We start from the raw sequence: 20,018 nt of genomic DNA, 5'->3' as shown, positions 1-20,018 counted from the left end.
CACTCAGGGGATTAGGAAGTATTCCTTCAGAAATTAGATTCAACAAATAATCAAACAGTAAAAAAACAATTCAAGAAAAATGGAATGCGCTCCGATATATAAATTACCAGGTGTTCAATTTATCCCCTCCCACCCATTGGAGCCTGGATGCCAAAAGGCATGGCCGGTGTAAAAGCCGGTCTTTTTATTTTAAAGACAGTTTGCTTTTTTAATGCAATTGGATTATCATTCTTTTAGAGGTAAAAATGCCAGAAACAAAAAACAGCCAGAGCGATCAGATTAAAGAAATATGCATGCTTCTTTCAAAAATTCAGGACGAAAATCTTATATTTGATTTTTTCGGCTGTCTTTTTACAAAGTCTGAATTAAAGGATTTTTCCAAGAGATGGAGTCTTGTAAAGGAACTTGACGAAGGAACAACCCAGCGCGAAATTGCAAAAAAATACAATTTGTCTTTATGCAATATAACAAGAGGTTCGAGGGAAATGAAAAAGGAAAATTCAGCGTTCCAAAAAGTTCTTGCCCTCTTGAAATCGCTGAATAGTTAATCGAATGCCGAATTTTTTATTTTACTGTCATTATCGGGCTTGACCCGATAATCTAAATTTTAGAACAGATTCCCGTGTCAAGCACGGGAATGACAGTTAAGAATCCGTTTTTATTAAAATGGCTTCTTAATTTTTCTCTAGTTTTTGTTTATAATTTTTGTCTGAACCTTTCCTGTTGCAATTTCAATAAAGCGCACAAAAAGTGAAACCTTGTTGTCTTCGTTCAAGTTTTCCCAGATTGAATTTGCTGTTTCTTCTATAGAAGTTCCGTCCAATTCCAAAATCTCAGGCTCGCCTTCAAAGCTAGGAAGCGGATTTCCGTTCTGCATATAGGTGTGAATGTAGCGACCGATTCCTGCGCGCGGATTTTCAAAGTCAAAAGTGTATCTGTTTACAGAAGATTCGTTTCCGCAGTCGCTCTTTAAAATCGACATTGAAAAATTAAAGTTTCCGTTTTCAACTTCAAGCAAAGCTGAAATGCGCGGTGTAAAATTCGGAGAATCTGGCTCAAACCTTCTTGACTGCAAGGATTTTTCAAAGCTAAGTCCGTTTTTAAGCCCACCATAAACTGTGTCTGTCTGGTCGCCGTTTGTTACAATTGTCTTGGAGCCAAGAACTTTTACAGGCGCGTAGATTATAAGGCTTGGGTCTGTAAGTTTTGAAGGATCAAATGCCTGAGTGCGGATTCCGTCTCCGTCCTCCACAAAAATTCTATTGCGGCTGTTTTCGCTTCTTCCCATAATCCAGTAGGCAGAAACTGCGTATTTTCCGTCAGCAGATTTTCCTACAATAATTCCGCGTCCTGGATATTCATTTTTAGAAAGAGCTTCTTTCAATGTTTTTTGAATCATAATTCCTCCGAATAAAATAAGTATAGCATGAAAGTGAAAGTTTGTGTATTGACAGGCAAAATGCGTAGAAAAGTTTCTACATTGACACTTGCATTTTACAATGATAAAATAGTTTTTACTTCTATTTATATATAAAAAGGATGAATCTTCTTATGGATCAAGAAAACAAAATCACTGAACAGAAAACAAAAAAAGACAGTTCAAAAATCGGAGCTGTAATCATACTTGTAATTTCGGCGCTGGTATTTCTTCCCTTTGGAGCGAGCGCAGTTTTTCAGTCAATCTTTAACAAGCAGAAGGCAAGCACCTTCGGTTCTTACAACGGAAAAAACATAACTTATGAGCCAGGCTCAAACTTCTATACTGCAGTTTCAAATCTTGCGCAGTCATATCAGGCTAGCGGCTACAAAGTTGACGAAAAGTCTTATTACCGCATTATGAGAGAAGCTTTTTATCAGACTGTAATCAACATGGCGTTCACTGATTCAGTAAAAAAATCAGGCTACATAGTTCCAAAAGAAGCTGTAAACAGATTTGTAATTGAAAAATTCACAGATCCTTCAACAGGAAAATTCTCACAGAAAGCTTACAATCAGACAAGCGCAGTTGATCTTGAAAAACTAAGAAAAGACATTGAAAGCAAACTTGTTTACAAACGCTATTTCTATGATTTATTCGGGACTGGCAATGAAGTTTCTTTCAACGGAACTCCATTGTACGGACTTAAAAGAAGCGGCGCGGAAAAGAAATTTCTTGCTTCCATGGGGGCAGAAAAACATTCATTTGACGCAGTTGCATTCAGCACTTCAAATTTTCCAAAAGAAGAAGCTGTAAAATTCGGAAAAGAAAACGCTGAGAAATTCATTAAATACGACCTTTCTGTAATCACAGTTGACGATGAACAGGAAGCAAAGGCGCTTTTAAAGCAGATAAATGGAAACGAAATTACATTTGCAGATGCCGCAAGTGAAAAATCCCAGAAATATTATTCTGACGCAGATGGAAAAAATGCAGGAGCTTACCGCTACCAGATTGAAAATATGCTTGACAACGTGGATTCGCTTGCAGAGCTTGAAAAACTTCAGAAAGATGAAATCAGCGCAGTTATAAAAACAAAACGTGGATATTCAATATTCAAATGTGATGGTTCTGTAGCGGCAGCGGACTTTGAAGACAGCGCAGTTCAGGATGCAGTTCTTGACTATATAAATTCAAATCAAAAAAGCTACATTGAAAATTATTTCCTTGAGATTGCGGAAAACTTTGTTTCAGAAGCCGCTATTTCAAATTTTGACAGCGCGTGCAAAAAGTTCAATGTGGAAAAATCAGAAGTTCAGCCTTTCCCTGTAAACTACGGAAGCTCAAGCATTTATTCTTCTGTTTCTGAAACTGAACCTCTTGCAAGAATCGCTTCAAATGAAGATGCATACAAGACAGCATTTTCTTTAAAGCAGGACGAAATCAGCTCGCCATTTATTCTTGGCTCAAATGTCGTTGTTCTTAAGTGCACAGGAATTCAAACTGATGAAGTGGAAGATGCAAGCGAAACTGAAATCCGCAATGCAGATTTGAATACAGCAAATTCCGCTCTTTTTGCAAGTCCAAAAGTTGTAGACAATTGCTTTGCAACTTACATTACTCTTATGAGTGAAAACAAAAACAGGAAATAAATTGAACGAATCAGTTCAGGAGAAGCCCCGTCTGGTAAGTGCCGGCCAGGGCTTTTCTGTTTTAAAGACAGTAGAATACAAAGGCCGCTTTTTATATTCAAAGTACAATCCTGCAAAGGCAATTGAAACTTACATAGACAAAATACAGGTTTTGAGTGGAACTCTTGTAATACTTTGCTCTCCTCTTCTTTGGTACGGAATTGAAAAAATAAAATCACTGCTGCCAGAAAATTGTGAAATAATCGCGCTTGAAAATGATGAGAATCTTTTTGAGCTTGCAATGCAAAACAACAGCACAGGCATTCCGTTATTTAAGTTAAGCGAAGGCGAAAAAATAGATTCATTTGTAAGAAGTATTTGCAAAGGCGGAAGCATAAAGCGCGCAGTGAAAATTGACTTTAGCGCAGGAGTAAATTTTTCAAAAGAAAAATTTGATTTTACCGTCAATGCAATAAGTGAAATAATCGCCACATTTTGGAAAAACAGAATCACACTTGTAAAATTCGGCAGGCTTTTTTCCAAAAACTTTTTAAGAAACATTGCGCGTCTTGAACATTCAAAAACGTTGGAAGATGAGGCAAATACAGTTTCAAAGCCGTTGCTTGTTTTAGGTGCAGGTGAAGGACTAGACAGTTTGCCGTATTCAACTTTCAGTCCAAATGATTTTTTTATAATTGCAGTTGATGCTGCTCTAGCCCCTCTAGTATCAAGAAACATAATGCCGGATGCAGTTGTTACAATGGAAAGCCAGATTGCAATTGAAAAAGCGTTTTTAGGTGCAAAAAATAAAAACATTCTTTTGTTCGCAGATCTTTGCGCAAGACCTGAAGCCACAAAAATTCTTAGCGGAAATATAATCTGGTTTGCAACAAAATATGCAGATGGAAATTTTTTTGATAATCTAAAGAATGAAAAAATCATCAAAAATTTTATTGAGCCAATGGGTTCTGTTGGACTTGCGGCAACATACATTGCGCTAAAACTTAGAAGAACTTCTTCTGTTCCAGTTTTTGTTGCAGGACTAGACTTTAGCTATAGTATAGGAATAACTCATGCAAAAGGCACTATGGCTTTAAAGCAGCGTTTTATAAATTCAGGCAGGCTTATGCCAATAGAAAACTACGATGCGGCTTTTTCAATGGCGGCGCAAACTGTCATTTCAAAAAGCGGGAAAAAGATATGCAGCACAAAAATCCTTTTGCAGTATGCCCAGCAGTTCTGCATGATGTTTAAAAATGAAAGAAATATTTTTGACTGCTCAAGCACAGGAATAAATCTTGGGATACCTCAAAGCAGCCTTTTTACAACAAAAGAAAATATGCAAAAAGAAAAATGCAAATCAAATAAAAATGTTTCTAACTTCTGTGAAGAGGAAAAGAAAAAACTTGAAGAGCTTAGAAGCCTGCTTTCAGATGGAGAAAAGTCGCCTTTTAGAAAAAATTTACATAAAGAAATTTCTCTTAGCGAGCAGATAAAAAAAATTGCGGAAGAACGGGAATACCTTTTTCTGCATTTTCCTGATGGATACGTATTCAAAATGGAGCAGTCGTTTTTAAAAAGAATCAGAGCGGAAACAGATTTTTTTATAAAGCAGCTTGAAATCGCCATAAGAGAAAACAAGCCGCTTTAGTTTTTAAGAATCTTCTTTTTCCTTTAAGACAGCAAGAAACGCGCTCTGCGGAAGTTCCACGTTTCCGGCCATAAGCATTCTCTTTTTTCCGGCTTTTTGCTTTTCAAGAAGCTTGCGTTTTCTTGTTACATCTCCTCCATAGCATTTTGCAAGAACGTCTTTTCTAACAGGATTCACAGTTTCTCTTGCAATTATCTGGCTTCCGATTGCACCTTGGATTGCAACTTTAAACTGCTGGCGGGCGATTTCTCCTTTTAGGCGTTCACAGACAACTTTTGCGCGCTCAACGGCACTCGGTCTGTAGCAAAGCTGAGCCAATGCGTCAACAGGCTTTGAATTTATAAGAATATCTATTTTTATTAAGTCAGTCGGTCGGTAATCAATAACCTCATAGTCAAAACTTGCATATCCGCGGCTGTAAGATTTCAGTTTGTCATAAAAATCAAAAAGAACTTCGGAAAGCGGCATTTCATAAGTAAGCTCAACACGCTTTTCGTCAAGGTACTGCATATTTTTTTGTGTTCCACGCTTTAGACGGCAAAGTTCCATGATTGAGCCAAGATATTCAGCAGGAGTTATTATTGAAGCTTTTATATACGGCTCTTGCGACGACTCGATTTTTCCTTCAGGATAGTCAGCAGGATTGTCTACAAAAATTTCTTCATGCCCGGGAATTTTTACCTTGTACTTTACACTTGGAGCTGTAAAAATTACAATCTGGTCAAAGTCCCGTTCAAGGCGCTCCTGAATTATTTCCAAGTGAAGCAATCCCAAAAATCCGCACCTAAAGCCGTTTCCAAGTGCAAGGGAATTGTCTTTTTCATAAATAAGAGAGGCATCGTTAAGTTTAAGTTTTTCCATTGCCTCTTTGAGTTCTTCATAGTCATTTGAATCAATCGGGTAAATTGAAGAGAAAACAACAGGCTTTACTTCTTTGAATCCTGGCAAAGGAGCTGCTGCTGGCTTTGAAGCAAGAGTTACAGTGTCTCCAACGCTTACATCGCTTACAGTTTTTATTCCGGCAATAATATAGCCAACGTCTCCAGCTTCAAGAACTCCAGTTTCTTCATATTTAATTTTAAAAACACCAACCTGCTCTACTTTATAGTCAGTGTTGTTGCTCATAAAGCGGATTATGTCGCCAGTTTTTACGCGGCCTTCCATTACTCTCAAATGAACGATAACACCGCGGTATTCATCATAATGGCAGTCAAAAATCAAAGCCTGAAGCGGCGCATTAACATCACCTTTTGGCGGCGGAAACTTTGTAACAATGGCCTCAAGCAAATCGTCAATTCCTTCTCCTGTTTTTGCGCTGACAAGCTGAGCTTCAGAAGATTCAAGTCCTAAATCATGGTCGATTTGTTTTTTTACAGATTCAACATCTGCGCTTGCAAGATCAATTTTATTTATGACAGGAACAATCGTCAGGTCATGTTCCATCGCCATATAAAGATTGCTCACTGTCTGGCTTTCAACGCCTTGAGTAGCATCAATAAGAAGCAACGCTCCTTCGCAAGAAGCAATCGCGCGGCTTACTTCATAGCTAAAGTCAACGTGTCCTGGAGTGTCAACAAAATTCAACTCGTAGTCATGCCCGTCTTTTGCCTTATACGGAATTGTAACGGCCTGGCTTTTTATTGTAATTCCACGCTCACGTTCAATATCCATGTTGTCGAGGATTTGATTTTTCATCTGGCGGTCGTCAACTATTTTTGCTTTTTGAATAAGCCTGTCCGCCAAAGTCGATTTTCCATGATCAATGTGAGCTGTAATACAAAAGTTGCGTTTATACTTTAATTCTGTCATCTTTATTCCTTATTTAATTTTTTCGGTTTAGTTTTAAAAATAATATGGGCTGTCCAACCCTGCTGAAAATCCGAGGCTCACATCAAGATAGCCATTCTTTCTTTTCTTTGCGTAAAGCTTTATGTATGCGGCTTCTTTTTCCGGACTGAAATCAATTCCAAGAAGTTCAATAGGATCATTTTCGCTGAATCCAGTTTCATCTGCAACAGAGCCTTTTATAATTTTTACTATAGAATACTTTTTTTTGTTTGAAGGCGAAACTCTTACCATCTTCATTCCAAACATTGGATAAAAAGAATTCTCAAGCGAATCACGTTTAAAAAATTCATAACCCGGAGATAACGGACGTTTTTCAAGGTAAACAATTTTCTCAGATTCAGTTCCATCCGAAGATAAAATTCCAAGCTTTGTTATGATTCCAGAAGGCTGCTTCATAAAAGCAATTTGCAAATCCGCAAGTGAATTGATTTTTTCACCGTTAACGGAAACCACAATGTCATCTTCTTTTATTCCCGCACGGTCTGCGCTTCCACCGGGTAAAACATAAAAAACAGTAACGCCTTCATTTTTTGCGCCTGAACCAGGAAGACGTTTTGTCTTTCCGTAAGAAGCAACCCACGGATGCTCGCGCTCGCCTCCATTAAACAAAAACGGAAGCTCATTTTTTAAATACTCAACTGGAATTGCAAAGTTAAGTCCCTGAAAATTCTGAACTCCGGCAAAAACAACAGCCTGAACTCTGCCTTTTTCATCAATTAAAGGTCCGCCGGAATTTCCGCTGTTAATAGCCGCATCAACTTGAAAAACTGTTCCAGCCGTAAAAAGCTGTCTGTCTGTTGAAGAAATTATTCCGCTTGTCAAAGTTTTTTCCAAACCCAACGGAGAGCCAATCGCATAAACTTTATCGCCTACAGAAAGGTCGCTGCTAGAGCCAAGAGCAAAAACATAAGGAGCTTCAATTTCAGTTTTTAAAAGCGCCAAATCCAAAGTCTTGTCATATCCAACAACTTTGGCAGGAACTCTTGTGTCCGGGTCTTCCGCAAGTTTTATATAAAGCCTGGCAAATCCTTCATATTTTTTGTCAACCATGTCAGCAATAACATGATGATTTGTTACAATGTATCCGTCTTTTGAAATAAAAAAACCGCTTCCCAAAACAGCATCAGCATAGCCTATTCCACGTTGAATTTTTATTCCCTTGTCAACAAAGACAGTTACAGTGCCTTTTATCATGTCGGAAACACTTGCATTTGAAACTGAAGGAACAGAACCGCCCGGAACATTTTTGTAAGCTAAATTTTCAAGCTCGTCTTTTGACTTTGGAATTGAATTAAGCTCAGAATATCCTACCGCTTGCAAAGACAAATAATATCCAAGCGCATCAAAATATTTTTCTTCATCTATAGAGCGAATGCAAGATTCCACGCAAATTTTAGTTGTCTGCTCAAAAATCTGCTTGCATTTTTCATTTGAAGAAATTTTATCATACAAAATTTTTGCGCGCCACAAAGACTTTATTTCATTTTCTTTTGATAGCTTTTCAATAAGTTCAATTTCAATGTCAACTGCGCGTTCTTCACTGTAATCAACAGGTACAAAAATTTCACTGCCGCCTTTTATTGTTCCACAGGAAAAAACAAACAGCGCACAACCAATAGCAAAAAATAAACTGAAAAGTTTTTTAATTTTTATTTTCATTTTCTATTAAAATTCCAAAGTCAAATTTTTCAATGCGGATACAAAGCACTGACTGAGTTTCGTTTTCAACAGTAATCATAGAAAAGCCTTGAACATTTTTTTTATCAAGCTCTGATTTTGCATTTTTTGCCAGCGCGGAATATTTTTCAGGACTGAAAGAATTATTTTTCACGAGCCAGTAAAAATTTGAATCAGCATCTTTGCAAACAAAAAATTCTTCTTTTCCATTCGTTACTTTTTGCGGAATATTATTTTCAAATCTTACAACAACAAGATTTTTTTCTGGAACCGTGTAGAACATTGACTCTTCATAAATTCCGTCTGGATAAACAATATGGCGGACGTTCCATTTTCCATCACCGTCTGTATCCCAAGAAGAAATTTTTCCGCTGTTTTCTAAATATTCTTCAGTAAAATCAGGAACTGTATCTTTGTCCCTGTCAATCTGAATCATCCTAAGATAAAATTCCGCATTTTCAGATGGAAGCCCAAAAAGATTTTTTACAACCTGCCGCTCATCTTCAAGCGAATGGAAATTCATTTTTTTATCTGAATCAACTGAATAAAATTCTGTGGCTTCAAAAATTCCATCTTTATCAAAATCAACAGTTCTGAAAACCGGAATGTTATTTTCAAAATGCGCCTGAGCATAAAGCGTTCCGTCAGATGAATAATACAACGCCTGCTGAATATTTCCATCTAAAAGAACAAACCGAATTTTTTCATTTGCAGAAGTTGTAATTTCAAAATCAGATGCGGAATCAAGAAGCTCTGCGACATTTAATTTTTGCCCATCATTTTTTACAGTTGGAATAAAAAAGTCAAAGCCAAACTTTTCTGAAATTTCAGAATCCCGCTCAATCAAAACTGGAGACCAATTCAATGTATCTGGAACAAAATTAAATTTTTCAACTGGAATTTTTTCTTGCACAAACTCTGCATAATTTAAATACGGAAATTTTGCCCAAGAAAAATTCATTTTCATTTCTCTGCAATATCCCAAAACCGGCGTTCCAAAGTCGCACTGAACAGTCCATTCAAGCTCGCCATTCTGATTTTCATCAAATGAAATTTCTTGAGGACGTCCGCGTGAAAATTTTACAATTAAATTTTCAATTCCATCATTGTCAGTGTCAAAAGAAAACGAACCAGAAAAAGCTTCAAGGCGTTTTTTTACATTATCGCAAGAATCATTTTCAGAAAGCTGCAAAATAAAATTCTTAAAAATCTCATAGTCAATTTTTTCGTCTGCGAATTCAAAAATGTAATCAACGGCTTCTTGCTCGCTGATAAGATTTTCACTCAAAGCTTCCTGAGCATAAAGCGGATGTTTAAAACCTTTTGCACTGAAAGATTTTAAAATTCTATTTTTATTTTCGCCAGAAGAAAACAAAGCGGAAAAAATTTCAAGTTCTGAATTTTCAGGCTCAAGTTGCAAATAAAAATCCAGTTGGGAAACAAAAAATGAAGCAAGCCTTTTTACAGTTGAATCTGAATCGTTCGGATTTTCATTTTTTAAAAATACAAGCGGAAACCTTGTGTCAGAAGGATAAATTCTTCTTGCGCCGTCAATTTTATTTCGAGCCTTAGAAACAGAAGAAGAATCTTTCAATCTGTAAAGGCATTTTATTCTAATCAATTCAGAATCAGAAGAATACAAAAACGGCTGACTGTCCAAAACTTTTAACGCATCGGACATTTTGCCAGTATCGCAAAGAATATCTGCGTACAAAAGACGCGCATTGTCGCGGTTGTAATTTGACCAGCTGTCATTTTTTATTGCTTTTTCAATCAAAGGAAGAACAGCTGCCTTTGTTTTTCCCAACGCATTTTCAGAGACAGCATACAAATACCACAAGTCCGAAATTGAATCATCGTATGCAATTCCAAAGCAAGCCTGGCTTTTTGCAGCTTCCCAGTTTTTTTCAAAGATATAATTTGAAGCAGTTTCCAGACAACGCAAAGCAGTCTTTTTATTCGCAAGCTTAGAATTTTCATTTTCAGCAAAAGATAAATCCAAAAAATTCAAAAAGACAAAAATAAATAAAATTCTTTTTAAAAGATGCAGCGATTTCAATTTTTTATCCTGTTGCATTTTCATTTTACAATCCAATCTTTAAAGCCAAAAAGACTTCCCCACACGCAGCAAATTTCCTGAGCGGAATTATTTTTTTCCGGACAGATATTCTGAATCAGCGGAATTGAATCTCTGAGATTTCCAGTTTTCCAGTCATCCAAAATTTTTGAAACCTGCCTAAAAGAACCGTCTGCATTTTTCACAAAGTCGTCCGGCTGCCTGCTTCTGAACACAAACGGAAACTTCAAATTTTTCAAGCAAATCTCAGACGAATCAGTTCTTAAAAAAATTCCATCATCATGCGAAAAAACTTCAAAAGAAATTTCTCCAGCCTGATAACTTCCTTTTTTTTCTATTATAACAAAAAAACCGCTTTCTGTCGCTACTTTTCGTTTCTTTTGAATTAAAAACCTTCCGTTGCAAAATGAAAATTCAAGTCCGCCGCATTCTGAACAGCCGGCATTTTCAAAACACCCAGAAGCCAAACTAGATGCAAACGAATAAGGAATTCTTTCGGAAGCCTTTACAAAATCGATTCCTTTAAAAATTATTCTGATTTTTATTGCAAGCGGAAGTGAAGAAAATTTTTCAGCATCAAATGAAACTTTCTCATTTTCAAATTTGCAGTTAATTTTCAAAAGTTCTTGTTCAGCAAAAAAAGAAAGAGCTTCGTTTTCCGCGCGGCTCTTTTCAGCCAAAGAAAAAACCGCATTCTGCCAGCCTGAAAATTCATTGTCCAAAAAAGGAACGAGCTTATTTCGAATTCTGTTTCTGAAAATTTGATTGTCAAAATTCGTGCGGTCAGTTCTAAAAGCTATTTTTTGCAACTGAAGGTATTTCTCAATTTCACTTCTGGAAATATTTAAAAGCGGACGAATAAACTTTTCTCGCGTCAAAGGAATTCCACAAAAATTAGCCGAACCTTGCAAAAATCGCATGGCAAGAGTTTCAATCTGATCGTTTTTATTGTGGGCAAGGCACAAAAAAGAAATTCCTTCATTTTCTATAAAATCTGAAAATTTTTCATACCGAATTTTTCTAGCGGCATCTTCAATTGAAGTTTTAAGTTTTTTTGCAAGAGAAAGAATTTCACCTGGAGCCACATCATAGCGAACACATTTCACATCAAGGGAACGGCATACGGACTCAACATAATCGGCGTCAGCAGAGCTTTCCTCGCTGGCTCTGATGTTGTGATTTACGGTAACAGCTTTAACTTGAATGTTTAGAATTTTTTTCAGAGCAACAAGAAGCGAAATCGAATCAGCGCCTCCAGAAACTGCAACTCCGCCACAATTGCAAGAATCAAGATTTATATTTAGCCTAGAAAGACATAAGTTTAAATTTTCCAAAACTCTAGCTTGAAAATCCAAAATAAATTCCATAATTCATCTGCCTTAAAAAAGTTCCATTTTGAAAAAGCACAATAAAAAAATCCCCCTGCAAAACACAGAGGGATTCCATTCAGCAACTAAAAAATCTCATAATATGATTTTTAAAAACTGATTATTTTTTTGGAGGTGCAATAGAAACAACGAGAGATGCAGGATCAGAAAGAACTTCGATTTTATCACCAAGATTAAAATCAGCAATTGTAAATTTCTGTCCAATTTCAAGCTTAGAAACATCAGCTGAAATAAATTCAGGCAAATCCTGTGGGAGAGCCTTTATCTTGATTTCAGGAACATGTTTAACCATGAATCCGCCTTTAAGAACTCCAGCTGCAGTTCCAGAATAACGAATCTTATAAACATAAGTAAATTTCTTCTGACCGCTTACAATATGGAAATCAGCATGAAGAGATTTATCTGTTTTAATATCATATTCTGTATCTTTTATAAACGCCTTGTTTTCAACACCGTCAATTTTTAAAACAACAAGTGTAGTCTTTGTAATTGATCTCCATGCTTTTGAAAATTCATTGGCATCAATTTCAAGCATAAAGGATTCACCTTTTTCATTGTATGCAACTGCTGGAATCTTTCCCTGTGCACGAAGTTTTTTTGCATATTTTTTTCCTGATTCCGTGCGTGTTGTTGCATTAATAACAAACTGTTCCATTTTTAGAACTCCTTACAAATTTTAAAATATGTATAAAACTGGGACGGCTGGACTCGAACCAGCGGAATGATGGCACCAAAAGCCATTGTCTTACCACTTGACAACGTCCCAAAATATATGTGGACTAAAAACTTATTCTTCAGAAGAACCAGTTTCTATATGTCCCGCATTATATTCTTCAAGAATTTTGGACTGAATCGCATTGCGAAAGTCCGGGCTGATTGGATGAGCAACATCCTTATACTCACCATTTGCAGTCTTACGGCTTGGCATTGCAATAAAAAGTCCAGAAGATCCTTCGATAATCTTTACATTATGAACAACAAAGCAGTCGTCAAATGTAACAGTAACATAAGCCTTTAGCTTTCCTTCGCCTTCAACTTTGCGGATCCGAACATCTGTAATCTGCATAACAATCTTCCCTCTTTATAATAAAAATCTATAAAATCCCAAGCAAAATGCCTTAGATTTTCCTTTATCAAGCCATGAAGCTTGCATTTTATTATATCAGTCGCCTAAACAAAGCGCAAGATTGAATTCTTTTTCAAGAAGAACTTTCGCCTTTAAAGCCGTTTCTTTTTTTTCAAAAATGCCGAACACAGTTGAACCTGAACCGCTCATGTCAGCAAAATCCGCGCCACAAGACTTGAGCCTATCCAAAGCTTCAGCAATTCCTGCATATTTTTTTAAAACAGGAACTGTAAAATCATTTTTAAAGTTCCAGTTTTTTACAGACAGATTGTAAATCTCTTCAAGTGAAATTTTACTCTGCTTGCATTCCAAAGAAAGAGTTTCATCTACAAGAGCATAAGCATCTTTTGTAGAAACACTGACATTTGGAAAAACCAAAAGCACAGAAAAATCACTTCTATGCTGTATCTGCCTGACTTTTTCTCCACGACCTTCAACTACAGCTGCAAAAGGTTCAAATTTGCCGAACCGTTTTCCACCCTGCGCAGAAAGTGCATAAGTAAAGAAAAAAACATCGCTTCCGACTTTTCCTGCAATTGCAGAAAGAGAATCAATGCCCAAACCAGCTTTAAATAGATTATTTACGGATTGAATAAAAGAAGAAGCATCACTTGAGCCGCCCCCCAATCCACCGCCGGCAGGAATCCTTTTCTTAATTGAAACATGAACCCCTGAATCTATGCCAGTCAGCACGCAGAAAGCTTTGTACGCCGCAGTTATTGTATTTTGCTTCGGAAGTTCCATTCCAAAAGACTCAACTATGCAAGTATTTTTTTTATCGATTTTAGAAACACAAATTTCATCAAACAAACCGACAGTTGTAAAAATACTATGCAACTCGTGATAACCGTCAGCACGCTTAGGAAAAATTTCAAGTCCAAGATTTATTTTCGCAGGTGCCAAAACAGTTATACTGTCAGACATACACGAATATTATAGTGTTTTATTTTATTTCTTGTCAATAAGAAGAATTGAATTATGCATGTTTCTTTGTAAAAAAATAAAATTCAATTGACAAAAACATAACAGTATTTTACTCTTTGTATGAGGCTTTGTCAGCGGCAAACTAAATTACAAAAAGGAATATAGCAATGCTCAATGACGACAATGTTGAATTTTCATCAATGACCGGATTTTCTTATGAAGACGATGATTTTTCAGAAGAAATGTCTGATGACAATTTTGACGACGATTTCGAAGATGATGAATACGAAGATGATTTTGAGGATGATTTTCTAGAAGAATCTGACAATTACGACGAGCCTTATGATGATCAAGAGCCGGAAGACGGATACGACAACAGAATCCACGGATTTGACGATGGATTTTACAATGATGAAGAAGAAATAGAAGAAGATTCAGATCCTGCTGACATGAAAGGTTAAATTTATAAAAGCATTGGTTGGATTTCAGTTGTCTTGCCAATGCTTTTTTTGTACAAACAGTTTTTTTTTAGCAATGAAATATTTTTCAGTCTATAAATTCTTGAAATAGCTTTTTTGCATCGATTCCATTAATAATTTTTCCGTCGTCATAAACTTTCAAAAGATTCGCCTTTCCATCTGTAAGCTGCTGGCTTGTTATTCCGTAGCGAATTGAAAGTCCAGCCTCAAGCAATGCAGAATAATGGTCAGCAACACGAACCAAGCGGCCGTCCACTGGATTATATTTGTCTTCATTGAATGCAGAATTCAATTCCTCAAAACTTACAGGAAGAACGCAACCATCAAAAACACACCTATTCATAAATTCATCGCTAGTAAAATAAAGTATTTCATCGCAATAAAATTTTTCCATAAGCGGAACAAGCTCTTTTGAAACAATTTTATCTTCAATATCTTTTACAATCGCAGGAAGTCCATCTGTCGCTCGTTTTACAGGTGAAATTATATCGCGCGTAACACTTTCAGGCAAATCATGAAAAAGCCCTGAAAAGAAATTATTGTAAAGCCGTTTTGGGCACATTTTTACACCAGAATCACGGCACAAAAGCAAAGTCAAAATCGCAACAAAAAAACAATGTCCCAGCACAGAAGTCCGCGGAACTCTCGGAGTTTGATTCCATCTTGTCTGAAAACGAAGCTGCTCAATCCGCATTAAAAATTCAAATGGCTTCTGCTTCGTAATCAAAAGCTGAAGTCCTCGCAAATCAAGATATTTTTGCAAGTCGGCATTAAGTTCTTTACGAATTGAATCAAGACGCTCAATTTCATTTACCGGTGAAATCATTTCAAGTTCACGCAAAGTTGAATATTTATGCGCTGCCCTGAAAATTTTCACAGTAAGAGGAAGCTCTTTTTTTTCAGCGGAAAAACTGCTCAAATCCTTCAAATAGAATTCAAACTTTTTTAAAAGCTTCTTATCATCGATTAAATCTTTGTAACGTTCCAAGACCCATTCGTTAAGCCGAGCATATTCTTCTGGATATTCATTTTTTATAAGAGTCTGAACCGGGCTTTTTATATCGCAAAGCTGAATTTTTCTGAGCAAATCAAAAAGGCTCGCATAAATCAGCCATTCCCAGTCAATTTTTGCGCCGAGATTTTCTTCATATTTTGCAATTATGTACGCAACGACAGTTTTTTCAGCGTGCTTGTCCATTTCGATTATCTCAAAAGGACGAACCAAATCGTTCCAGCGTTCAATGGAAAATGCTTCGAAAATTTTCAGCGTAAATTCTTTTTTCATTATTTTGAGCTTCCAGCCTTTACATCGGCTTCCATTTTTGTTTTCCAAACAAGAGCTTTTTTTCTTATATTTTCAGATTCTGTGTTATCGCCAAGAGCCATTGCAATTCTTCTGTTTGCAATAAGAAGGTTTATCGCCATCCGCATATCGTCAAGCCGCCGGGAAGCAAGTTCGTAACGGTCTCGGTATTCCATTGCGCATTTGTCCAAAAGGCTGCGCAAAAGCCTTACGTAAATCACAGTTGTTTCGTAAACTGGAGAATTGTGGTCAAAATAATCTTTGCAAGCCTGCTTCATGTCTATAAAATTTTTTGCAACAACAGCATGACGGCCACGCATTTCAACAAATGATTCTTTCCATTTTGAATTTTCACCGAAAGCTTCAACAAGAAGATCAATCGCAAGTCCAATTTTTTTTACAATGTCAAGTTTTCTTCCAACCGGAACAAAAGCAACAGATGCCAAATGAGTTTCCAAATCAGAAAACGGACAGTCAACAATATTTGTAACAAGTTCTTCAAGATAAATTATAGATTTATAAATTGATTTTCTGGCATCGTTAAGAGTGTCATTGTTTTTTGTTTCAAGCATTTCAAGAGATATGCTGTTTATGCTCATTTGCAAAGTCGCCGTATAAATCATTTCTTCGCAAAGAAAAATCTTCTTTTCTTCAATTCCATCTTTCGCGCTTCTAAGAGCAAATGACTCGTCCTTTTCTTTTTTTAGGCAATCGTTGATTTTTTCTTTTATAGGGCGGACTCTTTCATTAAATTCTTTTCGCAACTCATCTGATATAGCCATTACCTTCCTCCGAATTTTTGCAGCATGGCAGCTGCGTGTTCAAGCGACTGGGAAGAATCTGAATCTCCAGACAGCATTCTAGCAATTTCTTTTACGCGCTCTTCGCCGGAAACTTCAAAAATATTCGAGGCAGTTGTATTTCCTTCCACGCCTTTTTGAATCTTAATTTGATTATCGGCATAAACGGCAATGCTCGCAAGATGTGTTATGCAAAGAATTTGCTTTTTTTCTGCAAGAAGCTTCATGTGGCTTCCAACTGAAACCGCAACTTCTCCGCCAATTCCAGTATCAATTTCATCAAAAACAAGAGTTCCCGCCAAATCTCCGTCTGAAAGAATTGTCTTCAATGCAAGCATTACACGGCTAAGTTCTCCGCCAGATGCGATTTTTGCAAGCGGATTCAAAGGAGAACCAGGATTCGCGCTGATTAAGAATTCGATATTGTCCATTCCGTAAGGACCGCATTTTTGCTCAACCGCATTTCCTTCTTTTTCAGTAAGCCCAACGCAAAATTTTGTGTCTTTCATTCCAAGACTGCAAAGAATTTTTTCAACATCAAGCGACATTTTTTCCGCAGAAACTTTCCGCTTTTCACTAAGCGATTTTGCAAGAATATAAACTTTTTTTTCAAGTTCTGAAATTTCTTTTTCCAAAGCTGATTTATCCAAAGCTGAACCGCCAAGCTCTTCAAGCTGCCTAGAAGCATTTTCAGCATAAGAAAGAAGATCGGCGACAGATGAATTTCGGCCTGTGTATTTTTGTTTCAGTCTAAAAATAAGTTCAAGCCGCTCCTGAACTTGCTCAAGTCGCTCCGGGTCAAAAACAAGCGAACTTGAATATCTCCTAAACTCGCCTGCAATGTCGTCAATTTCGTAAAACGCAGACTGAAGCCTGTTTTCAAGAGGCTCAAGGGATTTATCAGAATCCAAGGCTTTTGATGCAGTTCCGCAAACTTTTTTGAGCAGGAAAACAATTCCGTTTTCACCTTTACCTTCAAAAGCGGAATTTATTTCTTCAATATCAGCGTAAAGTTTTTCAAATGATGACAATCTGTTTTCTTCCGCCTCAAGTTCTTCATCTTCTCCAGCTTTTAAATTTGCGTCGGAAATTTCAGAAACCGCAAAATTCAGCATATCGATTTTTGCATTTCGCTCAGATTCATTGCTGTTAAGGTTTTCAAGAATTTTTCTTTTTTCAACAAGCTGATTATAAATTGAAGTGAATGACGAAACTTCGCCGACAATTCCAGCGTAAATATCAAGATAACGGCGATGCTCGGCAACTTTCATAAGCGACTGTTGCTCATGCTGCCCGTGAATATCAACAAGAAATGCAGAAAACTCAGCAAGAATCGCTCTTGTTACAGGAGTTCCGTCAATCCAAGCTGAAGATTTTCCATTGTCGCGGATAACTCGCCGGATTATTATGCGGTTTTCTTCAGATTCAATTCCATGCTCTTCAAGCCAAAGAAAAGTCTCTTTGTTTTCAAGGAAAAATACACCGGAAACTTGAGCTTCATGGCAGCCAGTGCGAATTTGTTCTGAGCCAGATTTTCCACCGAGCAAAAAGGCAAGGCTCCCAATCAAAATTGATTTTCCAGCTCCAGTTTCACCGCTTAAAACAGTAAAGCCTTTTTCAAATTCGATGTGCGCGCTTTCAATAAGAGCGAAATTTTTTATATCGAGTTCTTCAAGCACGTGGACCTCCTGACCAGTTTAGTTTGCTCTGCAATGCAGAAAAAAATTTTTCCTGTGTAGAACAAATAAGCTTTGCCCGAAATTCTGGTATCTTTAAAATTAAAGCATCGCCTTCTTTCAATTCAAAATCAATCTGACCATCGCAAGTCAAAGAAGCATCTGAACGGCTGCTCATCAAAGTTATTACAATTTCGCCTTTTTCTCCAAAAACCAAAGGTCTCGCAGACAAACTGAAAGAACTTACCGGCGTCAAAACTAAAGCAGAAAGCTCCGGCTCCACAATCGGCCCGCCAGCAGCAGCAGAATAAGCAGTAGAGCCTGTCGGAGTTGAAACAATTATTCCGTTTGTTTTAAAAGGTCCTAAAAGAGCGTGATTGTAAGCCACATTTAAATTTACAAGATGAGAAGATGGACAACTTGAAATAACACAGTCATTCATTCCGCAGCACCTGAAAACAGTTTTTCCTTTTCTCAAAACTTCACACTGAACTAGAGAGCGGCTGCTTATGTAGCATTTTTTCTTTAAGAAAAGCTCCATTTCTTTTTTCCAATTGTCTTTTGGAACTGCCGCGATAAAACCAAATTCACCCAAGTTTATTGGAAAAACTGGAATTCCTAAAGGCGCGCATCCACGGCAGGCAAACAAAACAGTTCCGTCGCCTCCCAAAGTTACAACAAAATCATAGCCTGAAAAATCAATGTTAAGAATTTTTGAGCGGACCTCTTTTCCGTCATATAAAAAAAGTGAATTTTCAATATTTTCTTTTTTCAAAAACGCTGAAATTTCATTTCCCAAAAACTCGGCGTTTTCTTTAAAAGAATTAGCTATGATAAGACATTTTTTCATGGTAAAGAAGACAACACCTTTACAATCTGAGCCGCATCTTTTTGACCCAGCCGAGGATACAATGGGAATAATGCGCAGCGCAACAAAAGTGAATTCGCGCAAATACATTCAGAAGCCAGTTCTTCCTGCCTGAGAGCAATTACAGAATTTTCAAAAGCCTGGCGGATTTCAATGTTTTTTTTCTGCGCATAGGACTTTACATCTTTAAATCCTGAATTCAAAACCAAAGGAAATGAATAAATTGTAGAACCGTCTTCCGCCGCGCGCACAAAGGTTTTATGCCGGCCAGACATTACAGCTCTTGAAAACAAAGCAAACAACTCGCGCCTTGTTTTTTCATTCCGCGAAAATTCTTTTAACTCAACAAGTGCTAAAGCCGCATTCATGTCAGGCAAAATATCTGTAAAAGGAGCTTCGTCCGCAATATGCTTTAAAACTGTCCATTCTCGGCGATTTGGAGCTATAAGCAATGCGCCGCCGCCAGAAGTTATAATATCCTTGTCTTCCATTCCAAGAATAGCGTAAAGACCGTACATTCCGGCTTTTTTCTCTACAGCGGCTTTCTGCTCTTCTCCTTCTTTTTTTTCAGGCTGTTCTTCAGCAGGATAAGTTGCAAAAACCGATTGCGAAATATCTTCAACGATAGGAATTCCAAGCTCCAAAAATGATTTAATTTCAGGAAGGATTCCCATTGTTTCATTTAAAATCAAAAGACGTCCACCATTTTTTATACATTTTTCAACAGACTCAATTGTTACAAGCCCATTTCCTTCACAAACATCAGCAGCAAGAACTTTATATCCTAATTTTTCCGCAGTAAGCAACTGATAAGACGGAGCAAGCGCGCTTACAATAACACCGCTTTCTTTTGGCAGATTCAAGGCTTTAAAAATGTACTCCAATGCAATAGCTGGACTTCTCAAGGCAATTGCGCCATCAAATCCAATCAGTTCTTTTGCAGTCTGAACAAGCCTCGTGTTCATTTCACCAGGTCCGATTTTTTCATCAACCATGCAGGTAAGAACAGCTTCCATTTCTTTGCGGCGAATTGTAGAACTATAAGTATGAATCATTTTAAATTCCTAAAAACATAATATTCACAGAAACAATAATTCTATTTCCGCATAAAAACACATCAAACGGACAAAAGAGAAGATGTTCTGAGAAAACA

Annotated in this window: 17 protein-coding genes and 1 tRNA gene; 4 read left to right on the top strand and 14 right to left on the bottom strand. The window is 37.1% G+C overall.

All coding sequences use genetic code 11. The annotated features are described in order from the left end of the window. Positions 1–245 precede the first annotated feature (245 nt). Positions 246–548, top strand: a complete 303-nt coding sequence (locus tag B4C08_RS03555; RefSeq protein ID WP_296662944.1) for a Trp family transcriptional regulator — start codon at positions 246–248, stop codon at positions 546–548. Positions 549–685: 137 nt separating this feature from the next. Here B4C08_RS03555 and B4C08_RS03550 read toward each other — a convergent pair whose 3' ends face one another. Next, entirely contained in the window at positions 686–1,399 is a 714-nt protein-coding gene (locus B4C08_RS03550; RefSeq protein WP_296662942.1) for an IMP cyclohydrolase, read from the bottom strand. Positions 1,400–1,551: 152 nt separating this feature from the next. Between B4C08_RS03550 and B4C08_RS03545 the strand changes: the two genes are divergently transcribed. Continuing rightward, entirely contained in the window at positions 1,552–3,069 is a 1,518-nt protein-coding gene (locus B4C08_RS03545; protein ID WP_296662939.1) for a peptidylprolyl isomerase, read from the top strand. Position 3,070: 1 nt separating this feature from the next. Next, a complete protein-coding gene (locus B4C08_RS03540; RefSeq protein WP_296662936.1) occupies positions 3,071–4,699 on the top strand; it encodes a 6-hydroxymethylpterin diphosphokinase MptE-like protein in 1,629 nt (542 codons plus the stop codon). 3 nt (positions 4,700–4,702) lie between these two features. Here B4C08_RS03540 and lepA read toward each other — a convergent pair whose 3' ends face one another. The 8 genes from lepA to ispE form a co-directional block, all read right to left on the bottom strand. Beyond that, a complete protein-coding gene (gene lepA, locus B4C08_RS03535) occupies positions 4,703–6,508 on the bottom strand; it encodes a translation elongation factor 4 (protein WP_296662934.1) in 1,806 nt (601 codons plus the stop codon). Between the two features lie 33 nt (positions 6,509–6,541). After that, on the bottom strand, positions 6,542–8,206 hold the full coding sequence (locus B4C08_RS03530) for a S1C family serine protease (protein WP_296662932.1): 1,665 nt from the start codon (positions 8,204–8,206) through the stop codon (positions 6,542–6,544). Next, positions 8,190–10,307: a hypothetical protein gene (locus tag B4C08_RS03525; protein WP_296662929.1), complete on the bottom strand. Its 2,118-nt coding sequence runs from the start codon at positions 10,305–10,307 to the stop codon at positions 8,190–8,192. The genes B4C08_RS03530 and B4C08_RS03525 overlap by 17 nt, the downstream gene beginning before the upstream one ends. Further along, a complete protein-coding gene (tilS, locus tag B4C08_RS03520; RefSeq protein WP_296662927.1) occupies positions 10,304–11,668 on the bottom strand; it encodes a tRNA lysidine(34) synthetase TilS in 1,365 nt (454 codons plus the stop codon). Before tilS ends, B4C08_RS03525 begins: the two co-directional genes overlap by 4 nt. A gap of 121 nt (positions 11,669–11,789) precedes the next feature. Then, positions 11,790–12,344: a 50S ribosomal protein L25 gene (locus B4C08_RS03515; protein WP_296662924.1), complete on the bottom strand. Its 555-nt coding sequence runs from the start codon at positions 12,342–12,344 to the stop codon at positions 11,790–11,792. 38 nt (positions 12,345–12,382) lie between these two features. Next, positions 12,383–12,455: transfer RNA gene (locus B4C08_RS03510), tRNA-Gln, on the bottom strand. A gap of 21 nt (positions 12,456–12,476) precedes the next feature. Further along, on the bottom strand, positions 12,477–12,755 hold the full coding sequence (spoVG, locus tag B4C08_RS03505; RefSeq protein WP_013701997.1) for a septation regulator SpoVG: 279 nt from the start codon (positions 12,753–12,755) through the stop codon (positions 12,477–12,479). Between the two features lie 96 nt (positions 12,756–12,851). Then, entirely contained in the window at positions 12,852–13,739 is an 888-nt protein-coding gene (gene ispE / locus B4C08_RS03500; RefSeq protein WP_296662920.1) for a 4-(cytidine 5'-diphospho)-2-C-methyl-D-erythritol kinase, read from the bottom strand. A 167-nt stretch (positions 13,740–13,906) separates the two neighbouring features. On the opposite strand from ispE, the gene B4C08_RS03495 reads away from it, so the two are divergent. After that, a complete protein-coding gene (locus B4C08_RS03495) occupies positions 13,907–14,200 on the top strand; it encodes a hypothetical protein (RefSeq protein ID WP_296662919.1) in 294 nt (97 codons plus the stop codon). 85 nt (positions 14,201–14,285) lie between these two features. Here the strand turns inward: B4C08_RS03495 and B4C08_RS03490 are convergent, their stop codons facing one another. From B4C08_RS03490 to B4C08_RS03470, 5 genes are read right to left on the bottom strand one after another with little or no spacing between them, the layout of a single operon-like run. Then, on the bottom strand, positions 14,286–15,503 hold the full coding sequence (locus B4C08_RS03490; RefSeq protein ID WP_296662916.1) for an HD domain-containing protein: 1,218 nt from the start codon (positions 15,501–15,503) through the stop codon (positions 14,286–14,288). Continuing rightward, the gene (locus B4C08_RS03485) at positions 15,503–16,303 is read right to left on the bottom strand and encodes a hypothetical protein (protein ID WP_295796130.1); all 801 of its coding nucleotides are present in this window, start codon (positions 16,301–16,303) and stop codon (positions 15,503–15,505) included. The genes B4C08_RS03490 and B4C08_RS03485 overlap by 1 nt, the downstream gene beginning before the upstream one ends. Further along, complete coding sequence (gene recN, locus B4C08_RS03480; protein WP_296662912.1) at positions 16,303–18,000, bottom strand: DNA repair protein RecN; 1,698 nt, start codon at positions 17,998–18,000, stop codon at positions 16,303–16,305. The genes B4C08_RS03485 and recN overlap by 1 nt, the downstream gene beginning before the upstream one ends. Beyond that, the gene (locus B4C08_RS03475) at positions 17,993–18,847 is read right to left on the bottom strand and encodes an NAD(+)/NADH kinase (protein ID WP_295796124.1); all 855 of its coding nucleotides are present in this window, start codon (positions 18,845–18,847) and stop codon (positions 17,993–17,995) included. The genes recN and B4C08_RS03475 overlap by 8 nt, the downstream gene beginning before the upstream one ends. Beyond that, complete coding sequence (locus B4C08_RS03470; protein ID WP_296662908.1) at positions 18,844–19,920, bottom strand: DegT/DnrJ/EryC1/StrS family aminotransferase; 1,077 nt, start codon at positions 19,918–19,920, stop codon at positions 18,844–18,846. Before B4C08_RS03470 ends, B4C08_RS03475 begins: the two co-directional genes overlap by 4 nt. Positions 19,921–20,018 lie beyond the last annotated feature (98 nt).

It is taken from the genome of Treponema sp. UBA753 (assembly GCF_002297325.1).
In the GTDB taxonomy this organism is placed as follows: domain Bacteria; phylum Spirochaetota; class Spirochaetia; order Treponematales; family Treponemataceae; genus Treponema_D.
This window is presented reverse-complemented; position numbering and strand designations above follow the sequence as displayed.